The sequence below is a fragment of the Escherichia albertii NBRC 107761 = DSM 17582 genome, assembly GCF_000759775.1.
Lineage (GTDB): Bacteria > Pseudomonadota > Gammaproteobacteria > Enterobacterales > Enterobacteriaceae > Escherichia > Escherichia albertii.
The window spans coordinates 1-18789 of record NZ_BBMY01000021.1 but is presented as its reverse complement, the minus strand read 5'-3'; the positions used below and the strand labels follow the sequence as shown (position 1 = coordinate 18789).

The 18789-nt window shown below is 52.1% G+C and carries 18 protein-coding genes; 9 read left to right on the top strand and 9 right to left on the bottom strand.

The window, feature by feature from the left end:
- Positions 1-264: 264 nt before the first annotated feature.
- The 5 genes from map to EA14781_RS05975 all read left to right on the top strand — a co-directional run bounded on the left by map (position 265) and on the right by EA14781_RS05975 (position 6059).
- Positions 265-1059, top strand: a complete 795-nt coding sequence (gene map, locus EA14781_RS05995; protein ID WP_001008090.1) for a type I methionyl aminopeptidase — start codon at positions 265-267, stop codon at positions 1057-1059.
- A 61-nt stretch (positions 1060-1120) separates the two neighbouring features.
- Complete coding sequence (glnD, locus tag EA14781_RS05990) at positions 1121-3793, top strand: bifunctional uridylyltransferase/uridylyl-removing protein GlnD (protein WP_001094529.1); 2673 nt, start codon at positions 1121-1123, stop codon at positions 3791-3793.
- A 30-nt stretch (positions 3794-3823) separates the two neighbouring features.
- Complete coding sequence (dapD, locus tag EA14781_RS05985) at positions 3824-4648, top strand: 2,3,4,5-tetrahydropyridine-2,6-dicarboxylate N-succinyltransferase (protein WP_001186661.1); 825 nt, start codon at positions 3824-3826, stop codon at positions 4646-4648.
- A 53-nt stretch (positions 4649-4701) separates the two neighbouring features.
- Positions 4702-5514: a phosphodiesterase YaeI gene (gene yaeI, locus EA14781_RS05980; protein WP_000625640.1), complete on the top strand. Its 813-nt coding sequence runs from the start codon at positions 4702-4704 to the stop codon at positions 5512-5514.
- A 158-nt stretch (positions 5515-5672) separates the two neighbouring features.
- Positions 5673-6059 carry a DUF3461 family protein gene (locus tag EA14781_RS05975; RefSeq protein WP_000272188.1) on the top strand — a complete coding sequence of 129 codons (387 nt, stop codon included), beginning with the start codon at positions 5673-5675 and terminating at the stop codon, positions 6057-6059.
- Between the two features lie 53 nt (positions 6060-6112).
- Here EA14781_RS05975 and cdaR read toward each other — a convergent pair whose 3' ends face one another.
- The 3 genes from cdaR to dgt form a co-directional block, all read right to left on the bottom strand.
- Positions 6113-7270 (bottom strand): DNA-binding transcriptional regulator CdaR, encoded by a 1158-nt coding sequence (gene cdaR, locus EA14781_RS05970; protein ID WP_000929424.1) that lies wholly within the window; start codon positions 7268-7270, stop codon positions 6113-6115.
- Positions 7271-7423: 153 nt separating this feature from the next.
- Positions 7424-8848 carry a serine endoprotease DegP gene (gene degP / locus EA14781_RS05965; RefSeq protein WP_000753933.1) on the bottom strand — a complete coding sequence of 475 codons (1425 nt, stop codon included), beginning with the start codon at positions 8846-8848 and terminating at the stop codon, positions 7424-7426.
- 129 nt (positions 8849-8977) lie between these two features.
- Positions 8978-10495, bottom strand: a complete 1518-nt coding sequence (gene dgt / locus EA14781_RS05960) for a dGTPase (protein WP_000057057.1) — start codon at positions 10493-10495, stop codon at positions 8978-8980.
- An 83-nt stretch (positions 10496-10578) separates the two neighbouring features.
- Here dgt and mtnN point away from each other — a divergent pair, with 83 nt between their 5' ends.
- The 3 genes from mtnN to EA14781_RS05945 are packed head-to-tail and all read left to right on the top strand — an operon-like array spanning position 10579 to position 12731.
- Positions 10579-11277, top strand: coding sequence for a 5'-methylthioadenosine/S-adenosylhomocysteine nucleosidase (gene mtnN / locus EA14781_RS05955; protein WP_000689859.1), 699 nt, complete (start codon positions 10579-10581; stop codon positions 11275-11277).
- Positions 11270-12070 (top strand): vitamin B12 ABC transporter substrate-binding protein BtuF, encoded by an 801-nt coding sequence (gene btuF / locus EA14781_RS05950; protein ID WP_002430291.1) that lies wholly within the window; start codon positions 11270-11272, stop codon positions 12068-12070. The genes mtnN and btuF overlap by 8 nt, the downstream gene beginning before the upstream one ends.
- A gap of 37 nt (positions 12071-12107) precedes the next feature.
- On the top strand, positions 12108-12731 hold the full coding sequence (locus EA14781_RS05945) for a TRIC cation channel family protein (protein WP_000964217.1): 624 nt from the start codon (positions 12108-12110) through the stop codon (positions 12729-12731).
- Positions 12732-12778: 47 nt separating this feature from the next.
- On the opposite strand, the gene erpA is transcribed toward EA14781_RS05945, so the two are convergent.
- The 4 genes from erpA to yadX are packed head-to-tail and all read right to left on the bottom strand — an operon-like array spanning position 12779 to position 14685.
- Positions 12779-13123 (bottom strand): iron-sulfur cluster insertion protein ErpA, encoded by a 345-nt coding sequence (erpA, locus tag EA14781_RS05940; RefSeq protein ID WP_002430292.1) that lies wholly within the window; start codon positions 13121-13123, stop codon positions 12779-12781.
- Complete coding sequence (yadW, locus tag EA14781_RS24680; RefSeq protein WP_123057734.1) at positions 13116-13181, bottom strand: small protein YadW; 66 nt, start codon at positions 13179-13181, stop codon at positions 13116-13118. Before yadW ends, erpA begins: the two co-directional genes overlap by 8 nt.
- Positions 13182-13204: 23 nt before the next feature.
- On the bottom strand, positions 13205-14626 hold the full coding sequence (gene clcA / locus EA14781_RS05935) for a H(+)/Cl(-) exchange transporter ClcA (protein ID WP_000845421.1): 1422 nt from the start codon (positions 14624-14626) through the stop codon (positions 13205-13207).
- A gap of 14 nt (positions 14627-14640) precedes the next feature.
- The gene (gene yadX, locus EA14781_RS25415; RefSeq protein WP_212736864.1) at positions 14641-14685 is read right to left on the bottom strand and encodes a hypothetical protein; all 45 of its coding nucleotides are present in this window, start codon (positions 14683-14685) and stop codon (positions 14641-14643) included.
- Positions 14686-14850: 165 nt separating this feature from the next.
- On the opposite strand from yadX, the gene hemL reads away from it, so the two are divergent.
- Entirely contained in the window at positions 14851-16131 is a 1281-nt protein-coding gene (gene hemL, locus EA14781_RS05930) for a glutamate-1-semialdehyde 2,1-aminomutase (protein ID WP_000045243.1), read from the top strand.
- Positions 16132-16249: 118 nt separating this feature from the next.
- Here the strand turns inward: hemL and fhuB are convergent, their stop codons facing one another.
- Complete coding sequence (gene fhuB / locus EA14781_RS05925) at positions 16250-18232, bottom strand: Fe(3+)-hydroxamate ABC transporter permease FhuB (protein WP_000044012.1); 1983 nt, start codon at positions 18230-18232, stop codon at positions 16250-16252.
- Positions 18229-18789 (bottom strand): Fe(3+)-hydroxamate ABC transporter substrate-binding protein FhuD (gene fhuD, locus EA14781_RS05920; protein ID WP_042335453.1); only part of this gene is annotated, 561 nt, incomplete at its 5' end. The genes fhuD and fhuB, both read right to left, overlap by 4 nt.

Here is an 18789-nt window from a genome sequence, read left to right as displayed (position 1 = left end):
CACAAAGTGAGATTGTCGCTTCCGTCCAGTCTGTGTATACGAAATAGATCGGAAGTCCGGCGCGCTTTATACCACAAATACGCCGCGGACTCCAATAATTGTTGGCATGGTGTACAGCATCAGATGGTGAACTTTCTATTATAGAAAACGTTCAGTGGCACGTTTGGCGAAATTCAGAATGATTCTCAATTTGCCCGGGTGTGATACCATTGACGGCACTTACATATATATTGTCGGTATCACCGACGCTGATGGACAGAATTAATGGCTATCTCAATCAAGCCCCCTGAAGATATCGAAAAAATGCGCGTCGCTGGCCGACTGGCTGCCGAAGTGCTGGAGATGATCGAACCGTATGTTAAACCGGGCGTCAGCACCGGCGAGCTGGATCGCATCTGTAATGATTACATTGTTAATGAACAACACGCGGTTTCTGCCTGCCTCGGCTACCACGGTTATCCGAAATCCGTGTGCATCTCTATTAATGAAGTGGTATGCCACGGTATCCCGGACGACGCCAAACTGCTGAAAGATGGCGATATCGTTAACATCGACGTTACCGTAATCAAAGATGGTTTCCATGGCGACACCTCGAAAATGTTTATCGTCGGTAAGCCAACCATCATGGGCGAACGCCTGTGTCGCGTGACGCAAGAAAGCCTGTACCTGGCACTGCGAATGGTGAAACCAGGCATCAATCTGCGCGAAATCGGTGCGGCGATTCAGAAATTTGTCGAAGCTGAAGGTTTCTCCGTCGTTCGTGAATATTGCGGACACGGTATTGGTCGCGGCTTCCATGAAGAACCACAGGTTCTTCACTATGACTCCCGCGAAACCAACGTCGTACTGAAACCGGGGATGACCTTCACTATTGAGCCAATGGTCAACGCGGGTAAAAAAGAGATCCGCACCATGAAAGATGGCTGGACGGTAAAAACCAAAGATCGCAGCTTGTCTGCACAATACGAGCATACTATTGTGGTGACCGATAACGGCTGCGAAATTCTGACACTACGCAAGGATGACACCATCCCGGCGATAATCTCGCACAACGAATAAGAGGAAGCCGGCAAATGCCGGCTTTTTTAATGCGATAATTTAATCTTATGGGTGGCGCACGATGAATACCCTTCCAGAACAGCACGCAAACACCGCTCTCCCCACCCTTCCCGGCCAACCGCAGAATCCGTGTGTCTGGCCTCGTGACGAATTAACCGTTTGTGGGATAAAAGCCCGTATCGATACTTTTCAGCGTTGGCTGGGCGAGGCTTTTGACAGCGGTATCTCCGCAGAACAGTTAATTGAAGCGCGTACTGAATTTATCGACCAACTCCTGCAACGGTTGTGGATTGAAGCAGGTTTCAGTCAAATTGCCGATCTGGCGCTGGTCGCCGTCGGTGGCTATGGTCGTGGCGAGCTGCATCCGCTTTCAGACGTCGATTTGCTAATTTTGAGCCGTAAGAGACTCCCGGATGAGCAGGCGCAAAAAGTGGGCGAGCTGTTAACGCTGCTGTGGGATGTAAAGCTGGAAGTCGGTCATAGCGTGCGCACGCTTGAAGAGTGCATGCTGGAAGGGTTATCGGATTTAACCGTCGCCACGAACTTAATTGAATCTCGCTTATTAATTGGCGATGTCGCGTTATTCCTCGAACTGCAAAAACATATTTTCAGCGAAGGCTTCTGGCCGTCCGATAAGTTTTACGCGGCGAAAGTTGAAGAACAGAACCAGCGCCATCAGCGTTACCACGGCACCAGCTACAACCTTGAGCCAGACATCAAAAGCAGCCCCGGCGGCTTGCGCGATATCCACACTCTGCAATGGGTCGCTCGCCGTCATTTTGGCGCGACCTCGCTGGATGAGATGGTTGGATTTGGCTTCTTAACCTCAGCGGAACGGGCGGAATTAAACGAGTGTCTACATATCTTGTGGCGTATTCGCTTTGCCCTGCATCTGGTCGTCAGTCGTTACGATAATCGCCTGTTATTCGATCGCCAGCTTAGCGTCGCCCAGCGCCTGAATTACAGTGGTGAAGGCAACGAACCGGTCGAGCGGATGATGAAGGATTACTTCCGTGTTACGCGTCGCGTCAGCGAGCTCAACCAAATGCTGCTGCAACTGTTCGATGAAGCTATTCTCGCGCTCCCCGCTGACGAAAAACCCCGTCCGATTGACGATGAATTTCAGCTACGCGGTACACTTATCGACCTGCGCGATGAAACGCTGTTTATGCGCCAGCCGGAAGCCATCCTGCGAATGTTCTACACCATGGTGCGCAATAGCGCGATCACCGGTATTTACTCCACGACACTGCGCCAGTTACGCCATGCCCGTCGCCATCTGCAACAACCGCTTTGCCATATTCCAGAAGCGCGAAAACTGTTTTTAAGCATTCTTCGTCACCCCGGCGCGGTGCGTCGCGGGCTGTTGCCGATGCATCGTCACAGCGTATTAGGCGCTTATATGCCGCAATGGTCGCATATTGTCGGGCAAATGCAGTTTGACCTGTTTCACGCGTACACGGTGGATGAACATACTGTTCGCGTGATGTTGAAACTGGAGACTTTTGCCAGTGAAGAAACGCGCCAGCGCCATCCGTTGTGTGTGGATGTCTGGCCACGCCTGCCGTCGCCGGAGCTGATTTTCATTGCCGCATTGTTTCACGATATCGCCAAAGGGCGCGGCGGCGACCATTCCATTCTCGGGGCGCAAGATGTAGTGAATTTTGCCGAACTGCACGGTCTGAACTCACGTGAAACGCAACTGGTTGCCTGGCTGGTTCGCCAGCACTTGCTGATGTCCGTAACCGCCCAACGTCGCGATATCCAGGACCCGGAAGTGATTAAACAGTTCGCCAAAGAAATGCAAACGGAAAATCGTCTACGTTATCTGGTATGCCTGACGGTAGCCGATATATGCGCCACCAACGAAACATTGTGGAATAGCTGGAAACAGAGTCTGTTGCGCGAACTCTATTTCGCCACTGAAAAACAACTACGACGCGGAATGCAAAACACGCCGGATATGCGCGAACGGGTTCGCCATCACCAACTCCAGGCGCTGGCACTACTGCGCATGGATAACATCGACGAAGAGGCGCTGCACCAAATTTGGTCACGCTGTCGCGCTAACTATTTTGTCCGTCATAGCCCAAATCAACTGGCCTGGCACGCACGCCATTTATTACAGCATGATTTAAGCAAACCGCTGGTACTGCTTAGCCCGCAGGCTACGCGTGGAGGCACCGAGATTTTTATCTGGAGCCCGGACCGCCCCTATCTGTTTGCCGCCGTCTGTGCCGAATTAGACCGCCGCAATTTAAGCGTTCACGACGCGCAAATATTCACTACCCGTGACGGTATGGCGATGGATACCTTCATTGTTCTTGAGCCGGATGGCAGCCCGCTGTCCACCGATCGCCATGACGTTATTCGTTATGGACTTGAGCAGGTACTGACACAAAGCACCTGGCAACCACCGCAGCCGCGTCGCCAGCCCGCTAAATTACGTCACTTTACTGTAGAAACTGAAGTAACGTTTTTGCCGACGCATACCGAGCGAAAATCCTTCCTCGAATTGATTGCGCTTGATCAGCCAGGCTTACTGGCACAGGTGGGGAAAATTTTTGCCGATCTGGGAATTTCGCTTCATGGCGCCCGAATTACAACCATTGGCGAACGAGTAGAAGATTTATTCATAATTGCTACCGCTGACCGGCGTGCGCTTAATAACGAGTTGCAGCAGGAAGTGCATCAGCGGTTGACAGAGGCCCTCAATCCAAACGATAAAGGGTAATGTGTTTACTGATATGAAAAGAGTTTAACAATGCAGCAGTTACAGAACATTATTGAAACCGCTTTTGAACGCCGTGCCGAAATCACGCCAGCTAACGCAGACACCGTTACCCGCGAGGCGGTAAATCAGGTGATCGCCATGCTGGATTCCGGCGCACTGCGTGTTGCGGAAAAAATCGACGGTCAGTGGGTGACGCATCAGTGGTTGAAAAAAGCGGTGCTGCTCTCTTTCCGTATAAATGATAATCAGATGGTCGAGGGAGCAGAAAGCCGCTACTTCGATAAAGTGCCGATGAAATTCGCTAACTACGACGAAGCGCGTTTCCAGAAAGAAGGTTTCCGCGTAGTACCGCCAGCGGCAGTGCGTCAGGGGGCATTTATCGCCCGTAACACCGTACTGATGCCGTCTTACGTGAACATTGGCGCTTACGTTGATGAAGGCACCATGGTTGATACCTGGGCCACCGTCGGTTCCTGTGCGCAAATCGGTAAAAACGTTCATCTCTCTGGCGGCGTTGGCATTGGTGGCGTACTGGAGCCGCTGCAGGCTAACCCAACCATCATTGAAGATAACTGTTTCATCGGCGCGCGCTCTGAAGTCGTTGAAGGCGTGATCGTCGAAGAAGGCTCCGTCATTTCCATGGGCGTATATATCGGTCAAAGCACCCGTATTTACGACCGTGAAACTGGCGAAATCCATTACGGCCGCGTTCCAGCGGGTTCTGTGGTTGTTTCAGGCAACCTACCGTCGAAAGATGGTAAATACAGCCTCTATTGTGCGGTTATCGTTAAGAAAGTTGACGCGAAAACCCGCGGCAAAGTCGGCATCAACGAACTGCTGCGCACCATCGACTAAAAAGATAAACACGGGCAGCACGACGCTGCCCGATTTTTTTACAGGGACAGATAATGATTTCACGCCGACGTTTGTTGCAGGTTGCCGCCGCGACGTTAGCAGCGGGATCTGGTTTCGGTTATATACATTACATGGAACCAGGCTGGCTTGAATTAACCCATCACCGCATCGCCTTTTTTAAAGACAAATCTCAGTCTTTTAAAATTCTTTTTCTTGCCGACCTCCATTATTCCCGCTTTGTTCCGCTGACCTTAATTTCAGAAGCCATTAACCTTGGCATAGCACAAAAGCCTGACTTGATTTTGCTGGGCGGCGATTACGTATTATTTGATATGCCGCTGAATTTTCCAGCGTTCAGTGACGTACTCTCGCCATTAGCCAAGCGTGCACCCACGTTCGCTATTTATGGCAACCACGATCACCCCGTGGGAACGGAGAAAAATCGCGTAATTGGCGAGGCGTTAAAATCAGCGGGGATCACGGTGTTATTTAACGAAGCTACGCTAATCTCCGCTCAGAAGCAGCAATTTGAACTGGTTGGCACTGGTGATTTATGGGCCGGACAATGCAAACCGCCTCCCACCAGCGAAGCTGGTCTGTCACGACTGGTGCTGGCGCATAATCCAGATAGCAAAGAAGTCATGCGTGATGAAGCGTGGGATCTGATGCTCTGCGGTCATACTCACGGCGGTCAAATATACATACCGTTGGTTGGCGAACCTTTTGCGCCCGTAGAAGATAAACGCTACACCGCTGGTTTAAACGCCTTTGGTGAGCGACAAATTTACACGACTCGGGGTGTCGGAAGTTTGTATGGCTTGCGTCTGAATTGCCGCCCGGAAGTAACAATACTGGAGCTGGTGTAGAAAGCGAATTCTCTTATCAGAATAAAGCAGGTAATTTTTTAATTTTTACGCCATGATAGAAGTCTGGAAAAAGGCTTTCTGCGATCGCCGTCGAGCCGGTCGGGCCAGGACAAATGCTAAGATAAGCACAATTTACTGACTCATTTTGAGGTAACGCTATGTACGACAATCTGAAAAGTCTGGGTATTACCAATCCTGAAGAAATTGATCGTTACAGCCTCCGGCAGGAAGCCAACAACGATATTCTGAAAATCTATTTCCAGAAAGACAAAGGCGAGTTTTTCGCTAAGAGCGTGAAGTTTAAATATCCGCGCCAGCGCAAAACGGTGGTCGCCGATGGCGTGGGTCAGGGTTATAAGGAGGTTCAGGAGATCAGCCCGAATCTGCGATATATCATTGATGAGCTTGATCAAATCTGCCAGCGCGACCGAAGCGAAGTTGATCTAAAACGTAAAATCCTCGACGATTTACGCCATCTTGAATCGGTAGTAACCAATAAGATCAGCGAGATTGAAGCCGATCTGGAAAAACTGACGCGTAAATGATGTCATTCCAGGAGCCGGGTAACATATCACCCGGCTTAAATTCTGTCATGGACCTACTGCTCTTCATCCAGTTGTAACGCCACATACAGCAACAGTCTGTCATCAAAATTGTCCAAATCCAGCCTGGTCAGTTCCGAGATACGATTAAGTCGATATTCCAGGGTATTACGATGGATAAACAGCGCCTTTGAGGTTGCCGACGGTTGCACATTATGACGAAACCATGCTGCCAATGTCCGCCGCAACAAGCCGTTATTATCCATTGCTTTTAGCCGGGCCAGAGGGCGAGCCAATTCATTGGCCTGCCAGTCGCCACGCAAACTATCGAGCAACACTGGTAACATCAGATCCTGATAAAAATAGCAGCGGTTTTCCGGCATCCGGTGTTTGCCCACCATCATCGTTGTTTTCGCCGTACGATAAGAGCGTGCAATACTGCCTGCACCGGTAAAATAATTGCCCAGTGACACGCGAAAACGCAGCGGGCCATACTCTTTCATGCGGATGATAAGTTGTTCTACTCGTTTACGATGCTCCTCCGCATCCCAGCGACCAAACTGATTCAACGCCGGTTTCAGCACCACTATTTCAGTCAGCGAGACTATCGCCACCAGATTATTGCGTTCCGGTGTGGTTAACGCATTTTGCAACTGCTGTAACTCCGCCATTGCGCTGTCCACGTCGAGCTGACCGCTATCGACCTCGACAATCGCCACCACGCGCGGTTGGTTAAGATCAATACCCAGGCGCTGCGACCATTCAGTTAACGCTGGCGTATTCTCTTCAGCCTGAATCAGATGCATCACCAACTCTTCACGCAAACGGCTATCCTGTGCGAGAAGGTGCATCAGTCGCGACTGCTCCAGCATCATTTCCGCTGTCATACAGACCAGCTCGCCATACTTGCGCCAATGCTCCGGTTCGCCAGTCAGTCCGATCACACCGACAATCTCGCCTTCCAACCGCAACGGCAGATTAATCCCCTGTCGCACACCATGAAGATGCCGCGCCACCGCATCGTCAATATCGACCACCCGCCCCTGAGAAAGGACCAACAAAGCCCCTTCGTGCAATTCACCAATACGCTCACGATCGCCGCTGCCGATAATGCGCCCACGTGCATCCATCACGTTAATATTGGTATCGATAATGCGCATGGTGCGCGCCACGATATCCTGCGCCATTTTGGTATCAAGATGCCAGCCAGCCATAAGCCCTCCGTTGTGCATGGCTTAGCATAAGGAAGTATGGAATGCGCGGCATTGTGCAAACGCCCAAAGGACGACGAAGATATATGGAGTTGTGGAGAAGTTCACAGATTATAAGGAGAACCCCTTCCCTGAACAGGAAGGGGTTGAAAGTGATTACTGCATTAACAGATAGATAGTGCTGTCGCCACGCTGAATATTCAGCGCCAGAACAGACGGTTTGCTGTCGAGAACTTTACGCAGTTCAGCGATGTTTTTTACTGCCTGCTGGTTCGCGCCAATAATCACATCACCTTTCTTCAGGCCGATCTGCGCAGCCGGAGTGCCCGTTTTCACGTTGTTCACCACCACGCCCTGATCTTTGCCTTTGTTGCTCATCTCAGCGCCTTCAATGCCGTTGAAGATGGTGCTGGAATCAACCTGATTCTGGCTGCTCTGCTGAAGTTCCAGGTTCACGTTAACCTGCTTCCCGTCGCGCAGTAAGCCCAGGGTCAGTTTGCTGCCTACCGGCATAGTGCCCACCTGAGCACGCAGTGCGGCAAAGCTGCTGATTGGCTTACCGTTCAGTGAGGTGATCACATCACCCGCTTTAATACCCGCTTTCGCGGCGGAAGAATTCGGCAGAACCTGGCTTACGAAAGCACCGCGCTGGGCGTCAACTTTCATCGCTTTCGCCAGATCGGAGTTCAGCTCAGTGCCCATAATACCCAATTCACCACGTTTCACCTGGCCGTATTCCACCATCTGCGAGGTCAGGTTTTTCACCATGTTGCTCGGGATAGCAAAACCGATACCGATGTTTCCGCCGTCCGGTGCGAGGATCGCGGTGTTGATACCAATCAGTTCGCCGTTCAGGTTAACCAGCGCACCACCGGAGTTACCCCGGTTGATAGCCGCATCCGTCTGGATGAAGTTTTCGTAGTTTTCTGCGTTCAGGCCGCTACGTCCCAGCGCAGAGACAATCCCGGAAGTTACTGTCTCGCCCAGGCCGAACGGGTTACCAATTGCTACAGTGTAATCACCGACACGCAGTGCATCAGAATCCGCCATCTTAATTGCGGTCAGGTTTTTCGGGTTCTGGATCTGGATCAGCGCGATATCAGAGCGCGGATCTTTGCCCACCATCTTCGCGTCGAACTTACGACCATCGCTAAGCTGAACTTTAATTACCGTCGCGTTATCAACAACATGGTTATTAGTAACGACATAGCCTTTATCGGCATCAATGATAACGCCAGAGCCCAGCGCCATAAATTTCTGTTGTTGACTCCCGCCATTACCGCCTTGACCGCCCTGGCAGAACGGAGAGCTCTGGAACGGAGAACCGTCCTGACAGAACGGGGAATCATCACCGAAGAACTGCTGGAAATTACGCGGCATACGCGGCGTATTCACGGTTGTGCTACCTTCTACGTTAATGCTGACCACCGAAGGCATCACCTTTTCGAGCATCGGTGCAAGGCTCGGCATTTGCTGGGCTGACGTTGCAGAAGATGTCTCCGCGGCTGTCGCAGAGAGCGGAGATAACGCCAAACCTAAACTCAGAGCAAGGGCACTCAATGCTAATGTGGTTTTTTTCATGTATTTCAGTCTCGATTAACAGATAACGCAAAATTGCTGTGTTCTTCAGATTCGTTTTATAGCGCGAAGTTCCGAACTAAAGTTTCTGCAAAAAGTAAAAATTTATTGTTCGTCTTTACAAAAGCCTGGTTATTGTTCTACCGCCATCAGACGTCGGTATTCATCCCACGCATAGAGGTCGGTCATACCGCTAATATAATCCTGTAGCAGACGACAACGGTAATAATATTCCCATAGCGGATACTCAGGAGAATCTGACGGTAATTTACTCATGGCCTCCACATAGGCCAGTCGATGGCGCGTTGAGAGCTTATGGAATAAACGCGATTCAATTGGAAAGCGTTTCACCCGTTCTTTTTCGACCAGTTCGCTAAAATCTGATAACGACATACTTAACAAAGGTCGATATATCTCTAATAAACCACTAATTACCCGGTAGCCTTGCAACTCAAGCTGCTCAACGTCTGGATGGCTAAACACATGTTTTACAGCGACATTTTTGTATAACTTCAGGAGATCGCTACATTCGCTGGCATCCTCCAGCAGTGCATGATTAAAGGTTCCGGCAAATATCTCTGGCAAATTATCGATAAATCGTTGCGCAGCATAGGGCACCAGTTTATTTAAGCTATTCACCCGTAAATACATAAAAAACTGATCTTCCGTGCTGTGGCTTAAGCTATTTGAACGTGATTTTTCCCAGGCATTTTCCACCACCTGCGCAAAGAGCGAACCTTTCTCATGCTGGCCCCACGCCTCATGCAAATGATGATAAAGCTGCTCGACGGTGAATATTCTTTTCTCTACCGCATCTTCAAGGTCGGCGACACAATAAGAGATGTCGTCAGCGGCTTCCATAATCCATGTTAATGGGAAACGACTGTAAAGCGCCAAATTAAGTTCTTTACGTAAACGAGTAATATAGCGTTCTTCAGAAAGGTAATAGCCCGGCTTTTTCATTAAATAGTTATGCGTCGCAGGTGTATCGCCACGCCACCACGCCGGGCGGGTATATTTTAAAATACCGCCAACCTGCGCCCAGGTGAGATTCATCCGCATCAGTGTATGCACCAGACGAATACCTTGCGCATTGCCTTCAAAATGACACAAATCCTGACGAATTTTTCGTCGCAGTTCGTTGAGAGGCTCTTCCCCTTCCCTCAATCTCAACGCGGCTACACTACAGCGATCGTCGGTCAACGGCTGGCTTTCGGCATCGCCAGGAAATAAACGCTGGCGAAACCAGTCATTAATAGCCGCTTCACCAAAATGACCGAACGGCGGATTGCCGATATCGTGCATCAAACATGACATCTCGACAATACTTTCAAAGGGGCCAGTCAGTTCATCCAGCCCATACGCCTCCAGCAATTTAAGCTCTTTCAGTCGGCTTAAAATCTCTTTGGCGATATAACGCCCCACCTGCTGTACTTCCATAGAGTGAGTAAGACGCGTGCGCACAGCAGCATTGCGCTCGAGCGGAAAAACCTGGGTCTTTTGTTGCAAACGACGAATTGCCGGGGAGTTGATAATACGTCCACGATCGCTTTCAAAGATTCGCAGAATTTCATGTTCCGTTTTAATACCTTGCGGCGAACGATAACGACGATGCCAGTTTATTTTTTTTCGGAAATCAATCTGTGCCATGTCCTCTCCCGCGTGAGAAATACGCTTCCCCTTAAGCGCATGGTAAACTATGCCTTCAAATCGGGCTTATCGCGAGTAAATCTATGAAAATCGGCATCATTGGTGCAATGGAAGAAGAAGTTACGCTACTGCGTGACAAAATCGAAAACCGTCAAACTCTCAGCCTGGGCGGTTGCGAAATCTACACCGGCCAACTGAATGGAACCGAGGTTGCATTACTTAAATCAGGCATTGGTAAAGTCGCTGCGGCACTGGGCGCGACTCTGCTACTGGTGCACTGCAAGCCAGATGTGATTATTAACACGGGCTCCGCTGGCGGTCTGGCGCCAACACTGAAAGTGGGCGATATCGTTGTCTCTGACGAAACACGTTACCACGATGCAGATGTTACGGCGTTTGGCTATGAATACGGTCAGTTACCTGGCTGTCTGGCTGGCTTCAAGGCCGATGATAAACTGATCGCGGCAGCCGAGTCGTGCATTGCCGACCTGAATCTTAACGCCGTGCGCGGTCTGATTGTCAGCGGCGACGCTTTCATCAACGGCTCCGTAGCGCTGGCGAAAATCCGCCACAACTTCCCACAGGCCATTGCGGTGGAGATGGAAGCAACAGCTATTGCCCACGTCTGCCACAATTTTAACGTGCCGTTTGTGGTGGTACGCGCCATCTCCGACGTAGCCGATCAGCAGTCTCATCTCAGCTTCGATGAGTTCCTGGCGGTTGCCGCTAAACAGTCCAGCCTGATGGTTGAGTCGCTGGTGCAGAAACTGGCTCATGGCTAAGTCACTGTTCAGGGCGCTGGTCGCCCTGTCTTTTCTCGTACCGCTGTGGCTCAACGCCGCGCCGCGCGTCATCACGCTTTCCCCCGCTAACACTGAACTGGCCTTTGCCGCCGGGATCACCCCGGTGGGAGTCAGTAGTTATTCCGACTATCCACCAGAAGCGCAGAAAATTGAGCAAGTTTCCACCTGGCAGGGGATGAATCTGGAACGCATCGTAGCGCTGAAACCCGATCTGGTGGTTGCCTGGCGCGGAGGTAATGCCGAACGGCAGGTTGACCAGCTGGCTTCGCTGGGCATAAAAGTGATGTGGGTCGATGCAACAAGCGTTGAGCAAATTGCCGATGCGTTACGCCAACTGGCTTCCTGGAGTCCACAACCAGACAAAGCCAGGAAAGCCGCGCAAACGTTGCTGGAACAATATGCGCAACTGAAAGCGCAATACGCTGATAAACCTAAAAAACGTGTTTTCTTACAGTTCGGCATTAATCCACCATTTACCAGCGGAAAAGAGTCGATTCAGAATCAGATTCTGGATGTTTGCGGCGGAGAAAACATCTTTAAAGACAGCCGGGTTCCCTGGCCGCAGGTTAGCCGGGAACAAGTATTAGCACGCGCCCCGCAAGCCATTGTCATCGCTGGCGGAGTGGAGCAAATTCCTAAAATCAAACAATACTGGGGCGAACAGCTCAAAATTCCGGTCATACCTCTTACAAGCGACTGGTTTGAACGTGCAAGCCCACGTATTATCCTCGCTGCACAACAACTCTGTAATGCGCTTTCACAGGTGGATTAGCGCCTGACCTTTTCAGGTGCTCAGTGGGGATTGAACAATGCTCGTCTATTGGCTGGATATAGTCGGCACAGCGGTATTTGCCATCTCCGGCGTTTTACTGGCCGGAAAATTGCGTATGGACCCTTTTGGCGTCCTGGTATTAGGCGTGGTTACCGCAGTAGGCGGCGGGACAATTCGCGACATGGCGCTGGATCACGGCCCGGTATTTTGGGTAAAAGATCCCACCGATCTGGTCGTCGCAATGGTGACCAGCATGTTGACTATCGTTCTGGTGCGCCAGCCAAGACGCTTACCAAAATGGATGTTGCCAGTGCTGGACGCCGTTGGTCTGGCGGTGTTCGTCGGTATTGGCGTCAACAAAGCCTTTAATGCCGAAGCCGGGCCGTTGATCGCGGTTTGTATGGGCGTCATTACGGGCGTTGGCGGCGGGATTATCCGCGATGTGCTGGCGCGTGAAATCCCGATGATTTTCCGCACAGAGATCTACGCAACGGCCTGTATTATCGGCGGCATTGTCCACGCTACGGCTTATTACACATTTTCCGTGCCGTTAGACACAGCCAGTATGATGGGAATGGTGGTGACGCTGTTGATTCGTCTGGCGGCTATCCGCTGGCGCCTGAAATTGCCGACATTTGCGCTGGATGATAACGGACGTTAAAGAGAGAAAATATGCCGACCAGATTGGCCGGCATATTAATCAGTAGGTTAAATGCTGAAGGAAGAACCGCAACCGCAGGTACTTTTCGCATTCGGGTTGTTCACGATGAAGCGCGAACCTTCCAGACCTTCGGTGTAGTCAACGGAACCACCCACCAGATATTGCAGGCTCATTGGGTCAACCACCAGGCCAACGCCCTGTTTCTCGATAGTCATATCGCCTTCATTCACCTGATCATCAAAGGTGAAACCGTACTGGAAGCCGCTACAACCACCACCGGTGATATACACGCGTAACTTCAGATTCGGGTTATCTTCATCAGCGATCAGACTCTTAACTTTGTTGGCTGCTGCGTCGGTAAACTCCAGCGGCAGTGCTACGTCATCACTCATATTTTGCTCCAAACGACATCGGCAATTGGGCAAATTCTAACCCAATAATATTCGCCATTATCTAATACCCTGGTATTTCGTTCAAGTATTCTCGCCGGCAGGTGCAGCCTTGTTGCGCGCCAACTGTTCCACTTCCTGTTTTGCCAGCGTACGGGCAAGAATTGCCGAGTATAGCGGTTTCCCGCCGGTAAATTGTGCTAATAGTGTTGCGCCAAGCCCCGTAATAATCATTGGCAAAATGAGCTGATAATTATCGGTCATCTCAAGTACCAATATAATGCCGGTCAACGGTGCGCGGACAGATGCCGCCAGTAACGCCCCCATTCCGGCAACCGCAAACGTTCCTGCTTCAAGGTGATATTGCGGGAACACTTCTACGGCGGCCATACCGAATGCCGTCCCCAGCACCGTGCCTAACGCCAACATCGGCGCGAAAATGCCCCCCGGCGCACCTGAAGAGAAGCAGAGTAAGGTAGTGATTACGCGCGCAACGAAGATGAATATCAACATTCCCACGCTGAAATTCCCCGCTGTCGCGATTGGAATCAGGGTAAAGCCGCCGCCCGAGGTTACAGGCGCGATAAAACCAAGCAGTCCGCACAGTCCGCCAATCACACCGCCCATTAGCACCCATTTGGTAATATTGCCGCCGTGTACACGGTGCAGCAAATCCTGCATCCCCAGCACCCATTTATTAAAAACAGGGCCGAAGATGCCAAAAATAATCCCGAGGATCAGATAAAGCCAAAGCGTATTGAGCGGAGCATCAGAAAGCTTCCCCACGTCAATCAGAGCCGTTTCGTGATTAAAAATACGGTACATAATGGTCGACATAATGACACCAATAAATACCGCTTTAATTGAAATCAGCGTATAGCGAAACTGCGGACGCATCTCTTCGATAATAAACAAGATACCCGCCAGCGGTGCGTTAAAGGCCGCCGCCAGACCCGCGGCTGCACCGGTTGCCAGCAAGGTGTGACGCGCTTCATCACCTTTCATGCGGAAAATATCAAGCACCATGCGACCAATGTTACCGCCAATCTGCACGGTTGGCCCTTCTCGCCCCAGCACCATACCGCCGCCCAGCGTTCCCAGCCCCCCGAAGAATTTCACCGGCAATACGCGCCACCAGCGAACGGGGCGTTGATCTTCCAGCGCCCCTTCAATTTCTGGGATACCCGAACCGCCAGCTTCCGGCGCGTATTTACGTACCAGAAAATAGCCGAACATTGCCAGCACTGCCGAACCAAGAAAAGCGACAGTCAACAAAAGAGGATAATTATCGGCAGCATGTACCAACGCCCCCATACGTTGGTTCTGCAACCAGGCAACACCTTTGTCAAACGCAACCGCCGCCAGCCCGACAAGCGTGCCAACGACCGCCGCCATAAACAAAATGGCTAATGGTGTTTTATCGCGTTCAAGAAGTTGACGAATCAGCTGTCTGCGTCGCAGACGTGCAGCCTGCGGTATTTCATAAGAGGGAGTATCAGTTTTCATCCAATGATCACTTATTAGTCATACAAATAAGATGACGGCATTTTACTCGCACGCTCAATGAAAATCCTTTGCAAAGCGTAATGTTTCAAACGTGCAAAACTTTTATACTCTTAGGAATCCGGGTTGCAGCAGCACTGGCAACCTGAGATTTGACGAGTATTTAACTTGTTATGAATAACATAGAATAGCAGCCATTCACTTTTTCTACGAATCAGGAACCCTCCATGAGTAAGTCTGAAAATCTTTACAGCGCAGCGCGCGAGCTAATCCCTGGCGGTGTGAACTCTCCTGTTCGCGCCTTTACTGGCGTGGGCGGCACTCCGTTATTTATCGAAAAAGCGGACGGCGCTTATCTGTACGATGTTGATGGCAAAGCGTATATCGACTATGTCGGTTCCTGGGGGCCGATGGTGCTGGGCCATAACCATCCGGCAATCCGCAATGCGGTAATTGAAGCCGCAGAACGCGGTCTGAGTTTTGGTGCGCCAACCGAAATGGAAGTGAAAATGGCAGCACTGGTCACCGAACTGGTGCCGACCATGGATATGGTGCGCATGGTGAACTCCGGTACCGAAGCGACAATGAGCGCCATCCGCCTGGCCCGTGGTTTTACTGGTCGCGACAAAATCATTAAATTCGAAGGTTGTTACCACGGTCACGCCGACTGCCTGCTGGTGAAAGCCGGTTCTGGCGCACTCACTTTAGGTCAACCAAACTCACCGGGCGTTCCGGCAGATTTCGCCAAACATACATTAACCTGTACTTATAACGATCTGGCGTCTGTACGAGCCGCGTTCGAACAGTACCCGCAAGATATTGCCTGTATTATCGTCGAACCGGTGGCAGGCAATATGAACTGTGTTCCGCCGCTGCCAGAGTTCCTGCCGGGTCTGCGCGCGCTGTGCGACGAATTTGGCGCGTTGCTGATCATCGATGAAGTCATGACCGGCTTCCGTGTGGCGTTAGCTGGCGCGCAGGATTATTACGGCGTGGTGCCGGATTTAACCTGCCTGGGCAAAATTATCGGCGGCGGAATGCCGGTAGGCGCGTTTGGCGGTCGTCGTGATGTAATGGATGCGCTGGCCCCAACCGGTCCGGTGTACCAGGCGGGTACGCTTTCCGGCAACCCGATTGCGATGGCAGCAGGTTTCGCTTGTCTGAATGAAGTGGCGCAGCCGGGCGTTCACGAAACGCTGGATGAGCTGACAACACGTCTGGCAGAAGGTCTGCTGGAAGCGGCTAAAGAAGCGGGAATTCCGCTGGTGGTAAATCACGTTGGCGGCATGTTCGGTATTTTCTTTACTGACGCCGAGTCGGTGACGTGTTATCAGGACGTAATGGCCTGTGACGTGGAACGCTTTAAGCGTTTCTTCCATATGATGCTGGATGAAGGTGTTTACCTGGCGCCGTCAGCGTTTGAAGCGGGCTTTATGTCCGTGGCGCACAGCATGGAAGACATCAATAACACCATCGATGCAGCACGTCGGGTGTTTGCCAAATTGTAATCCTGCACTGCTTGCCGGATGCGGCGTAAACGCCTTATCCGGCCTGCTGTTCAGAGCCGTTTGTAAGCCCGATAAGACGCGCCAGCGTCGCATCGGGCATCGTTTGCCAGCAAGCAAACTAACGGCTTTGCTTTCTCAACAAATAGATAAAATACGGCGCGCCAATAAACGTCGACAGTAGCCCCGCCGGGACCTGGAACGGAAACAGTACCATCCGCCCGCACCAATCAGCGAACACCAGCAGCAAACCACCCACCAGCGCCGAAATCACAATGTGCGGCATCGTCCGTCGAAATCCCATCATCCGCGCAATATGCGGTGCCATTAAACCAACAAAACTCAACGGCCCGATGGTCATTGTCGCGGTCGCTGTCAGGCTGGCCGCCAGTAGCAGCAACGCAACTCGCGTCGGCGTCAATGCCATCCCCACGGCCCGCGCGGTATCACCACCCAGCGGTAAAATAGTCAGCCAGCGGCGACACAGCGGGGTAATCGCCAGCAAAATCACCATCACAATTCCGGTGCGCCAGACCTGCGCATCGGTCGCGTTATAGGTCGAACCGGAAATCCAGGTCAGCACTTGCGCCATTCGCGGATCACCACTCGCCTGTAACATCATCAAAAGCATGGTAAACGCAGTGCTTAACGCCATCCCCGCAAGCAGCATCCGGTGTGGAGAAAATCCACCGCGCCCGGCGGCGATCATAATGATCAACAAAGTCACCGCCGCACCGAGGCTTCCCGCAGGCAGCAACCAGCCAAAGGCATTACCCGGCACCAGAAACAACATCAACACCACGCCAAACGCCGCGCCGGAGCTAATCCCTAACACTTCCGGGCTTGCCATCGGATTTCCGGTCAGCCGCTGAATAATACATCCCGCTACCGCCAGCATGACGCCCGCAAACAGCGCCGCCATAATTCGCGGCCAGCGCCACGGCATTAAATCCTCAAGTAGCGCACCACTCGCCCACGTCCAGCCTTGCGAGTCACGACCAAACGACAGCGCCACCACTACGGCAATCAGCAGCAGCACGCCGCCAGCGAGAGCAAACGCCAGCACATGTTGACGTTCAGTCGCAACCCGGTCATTAACTTTCATATTCGGCGCGCTAATACTGCGTAGACGAGGTAGCAACCACAACAGCAGCGGCGCACCAATCAGTGCAGTGACCGAACCAGTGGAAACTTCCATCCACACGCAAGTCAGCCAGAGGATGATTTGATCGGAAAGCCAGAGAATTAGCGCCCCAATCAGCGACGCCAGCATCAGCCGTGGCAGCAGTCGCCGCGCCCCCAGCATTTTTGCCAGCAGTGGCGCGAACAACCCGATAAAACCGATAATCCCCACCGCGTTCACCAGCAGCGCACTGATGACTATCGCCAGCGACAGCGCCGCCAGACGCGCCAGCGACAAGGCCAGCCCCAGATTGCGCGCCACGCCATCATCAAGCCCCATCAGGGTTAACGGGCGAAGTAGCAGTAACGTCAGCATCACGCCGCCCAGCAACTGCGGCCATAAACGCTCAACGCCGCCCCAGTCGGTTTGCGTCAGCGTTCCGGTGCTCCACAGGAACATGCTTTGCAACTGGTCGTGGTGGAAAATAACCAGTAACTGATTGATTGCGCCGCAATAAAGGCTCACTACCAGCCCCGCGAGGATCAGCGTTACCGGCGAAAGCCGTTTCCCCCACGCGACGCCAAAGACGATTAAGCCAACGACACAAGCTCCCGCCAGCGCGGCAAACTGGCTTGCCATCGCGCCGGGGATCGCCCAGAGCGTCGTGACGGTAATCCCCAGTTGCGCCCCTGTTGCCACGCCCAGCGTCGTCGGTTCCGCCAGCGGGTTACGCAGCACTTGCTGAAACAGTACGCCCGCCAGTCCCAGGCCTGCGCCAACCAGCAACGAAATCGCCAGACGCGGCAGCAAGCTGTAGTGAAAAATCATCTGCTCAATAGCATCGATATCCGGCGACCAGATGGCCTGCGCCCACTGGCTACGCGGCAGCGCCTGTGAGAAGTTCACCCAGGTTAACGCCGCAGCGGTAATCACCAATATTGCCAACAATAACGCCGGGAAAAGCGCAATTCGCTTACTCACGCTTTACCTCCAATGGCGTTATCCAGAATACGCACAAAGTGCATAGCCGAGAGCGTCGCGCCATAGAACCAGACTGCCGGAACGCGCTGAAAACGTCCTGCACGGACAAACGGCATCGCCTGCCACAGCGGCGTCGCCATTAACGCCTCCATGTCCTTATTGTTACCGTGATCAAAACACAACATATCAACATCTTTATACGCCGCCAGACGATCGATACTGACGGCAGTGCTACCCCAGAAGTTAGTTTCCCCTTGCCAGGCATTTGGGATGCCGTACTCATCGAGAATTTCCTGGAACAAGCTGTTTGGACCGAAGACCAGCATATGGCGCGGATCGAGAAGCGACGTCAGCAATAATGGGCGCGCACCACGCTTCACAAAACGGGGTTTCATGCTGCGGATGAAGTCTTCATAGTGCGCTAAATGCGTTTCTGCTGCGCTTTGCAGGTTAAGCAAATCCGCCATTTCCGTCAGTGATTTACGCGCCATCGCCAACGGCTGTTTACCGTCACTGAAGTTAAATCCGCGTCCCGGAGCAATGCGCGCCAGCATTTC

Excerpts from the sequence above, each read along its gene's own strand:
- map (WP_001008090.1), top strand. The coding sequence starts at position 265 with ATGGCTATCTCAATCAAGCCCCCTGAAGATATCGAAAAAATGCGCGTC.
- glnD (WP_001094529.1), top strand. The coding sequence starts at position 1,121 with ATGAATACCCTTCCAGAACAGCACGCAAACACCGCTCTCCCCACCCTT.
- dapD (WP_001186661.1), top strand. The coding sequence starts at position 3,824 with ATGCAGCAGTTACAGAACATTATTGAAACCGCTTTTGAACGCCGTGCC.
- yaeI (WP_000625640.1), top strand. The coding sequence starts at position 4,702 with ATGATTTCACGCCGACGTTTGTTGCAGGTTGCCGCCGCGACGTTAGCA.
- EA14781_RS05975 (WP_000272188.1), top strand. The coding sequence starts at position 5,673 with ATGTACGACAATCTGAAAAGTCTGGGTATTACCAATCCTGAAGAAATT.
- cdaR (WP_000929424.1), bottom strand. The coding sequence starts at position 7,270 with ATGGCTGGCTGGCATCTTGATACCAAAATGGCGCAGGATATCGTGGCG.
- degP (WP_000753933.1), bottom strand. The coding sequence starts at position 8,848 with ATGAAAAAAACCACATTAGCATTGAGTGCCCTTGCTCTGAGTTTAGGT.
- dgt (WP_000057057.1), bottom strand. The coding sequence starts at position 10,495 with ATGGCACAGATTGATTTCCGAAAAAAAATAAACTGGCATCGTCGTTAT.
- mtnN (WP_000689859.1), top strand. The coding sequence starts at position 10,579 with ATGAAAATCGGCATCATTGGTGCAATGGAAGAAGAAGTTACGCTACTG.
- btuF (WP_002430291.1), top strand. The coding sequence starts at position 11,270 with ATGGCTAAGTCACTGTTCAGGGCGCTGGTCGCCCTGTCTTTTCTCGTA.
- EA14781_RS05945 (WP_000964217.1), top strand. The coding sequence starts at position 12,108 with ATGCTCGTCTATTGGCTGGATATAGTCGGCACAGCGGTATTTGCCATC.
- erpA (WP_002430292.1), bottom strand. The coding sequence starts at position 13,123 with ATGAGTGATGACGTAGCACTGCCGCTGGAGTTTACCGACGCAGCAGCC.
- clcA (WP_000845421.1), bottom strand. The coding sequence starts at position 14,626 with ATGAAAACTGATACTCCCTCTTATGAAATACCGCAGGCTGCACGTCTG.
- hemL (WP_000045243.1), top strand. The coding sequence starts at position 14,851 with ATGAGTAAGTCTGAAAATCTTTACAGCGCAGCGCGCGAGCTAATCCCT.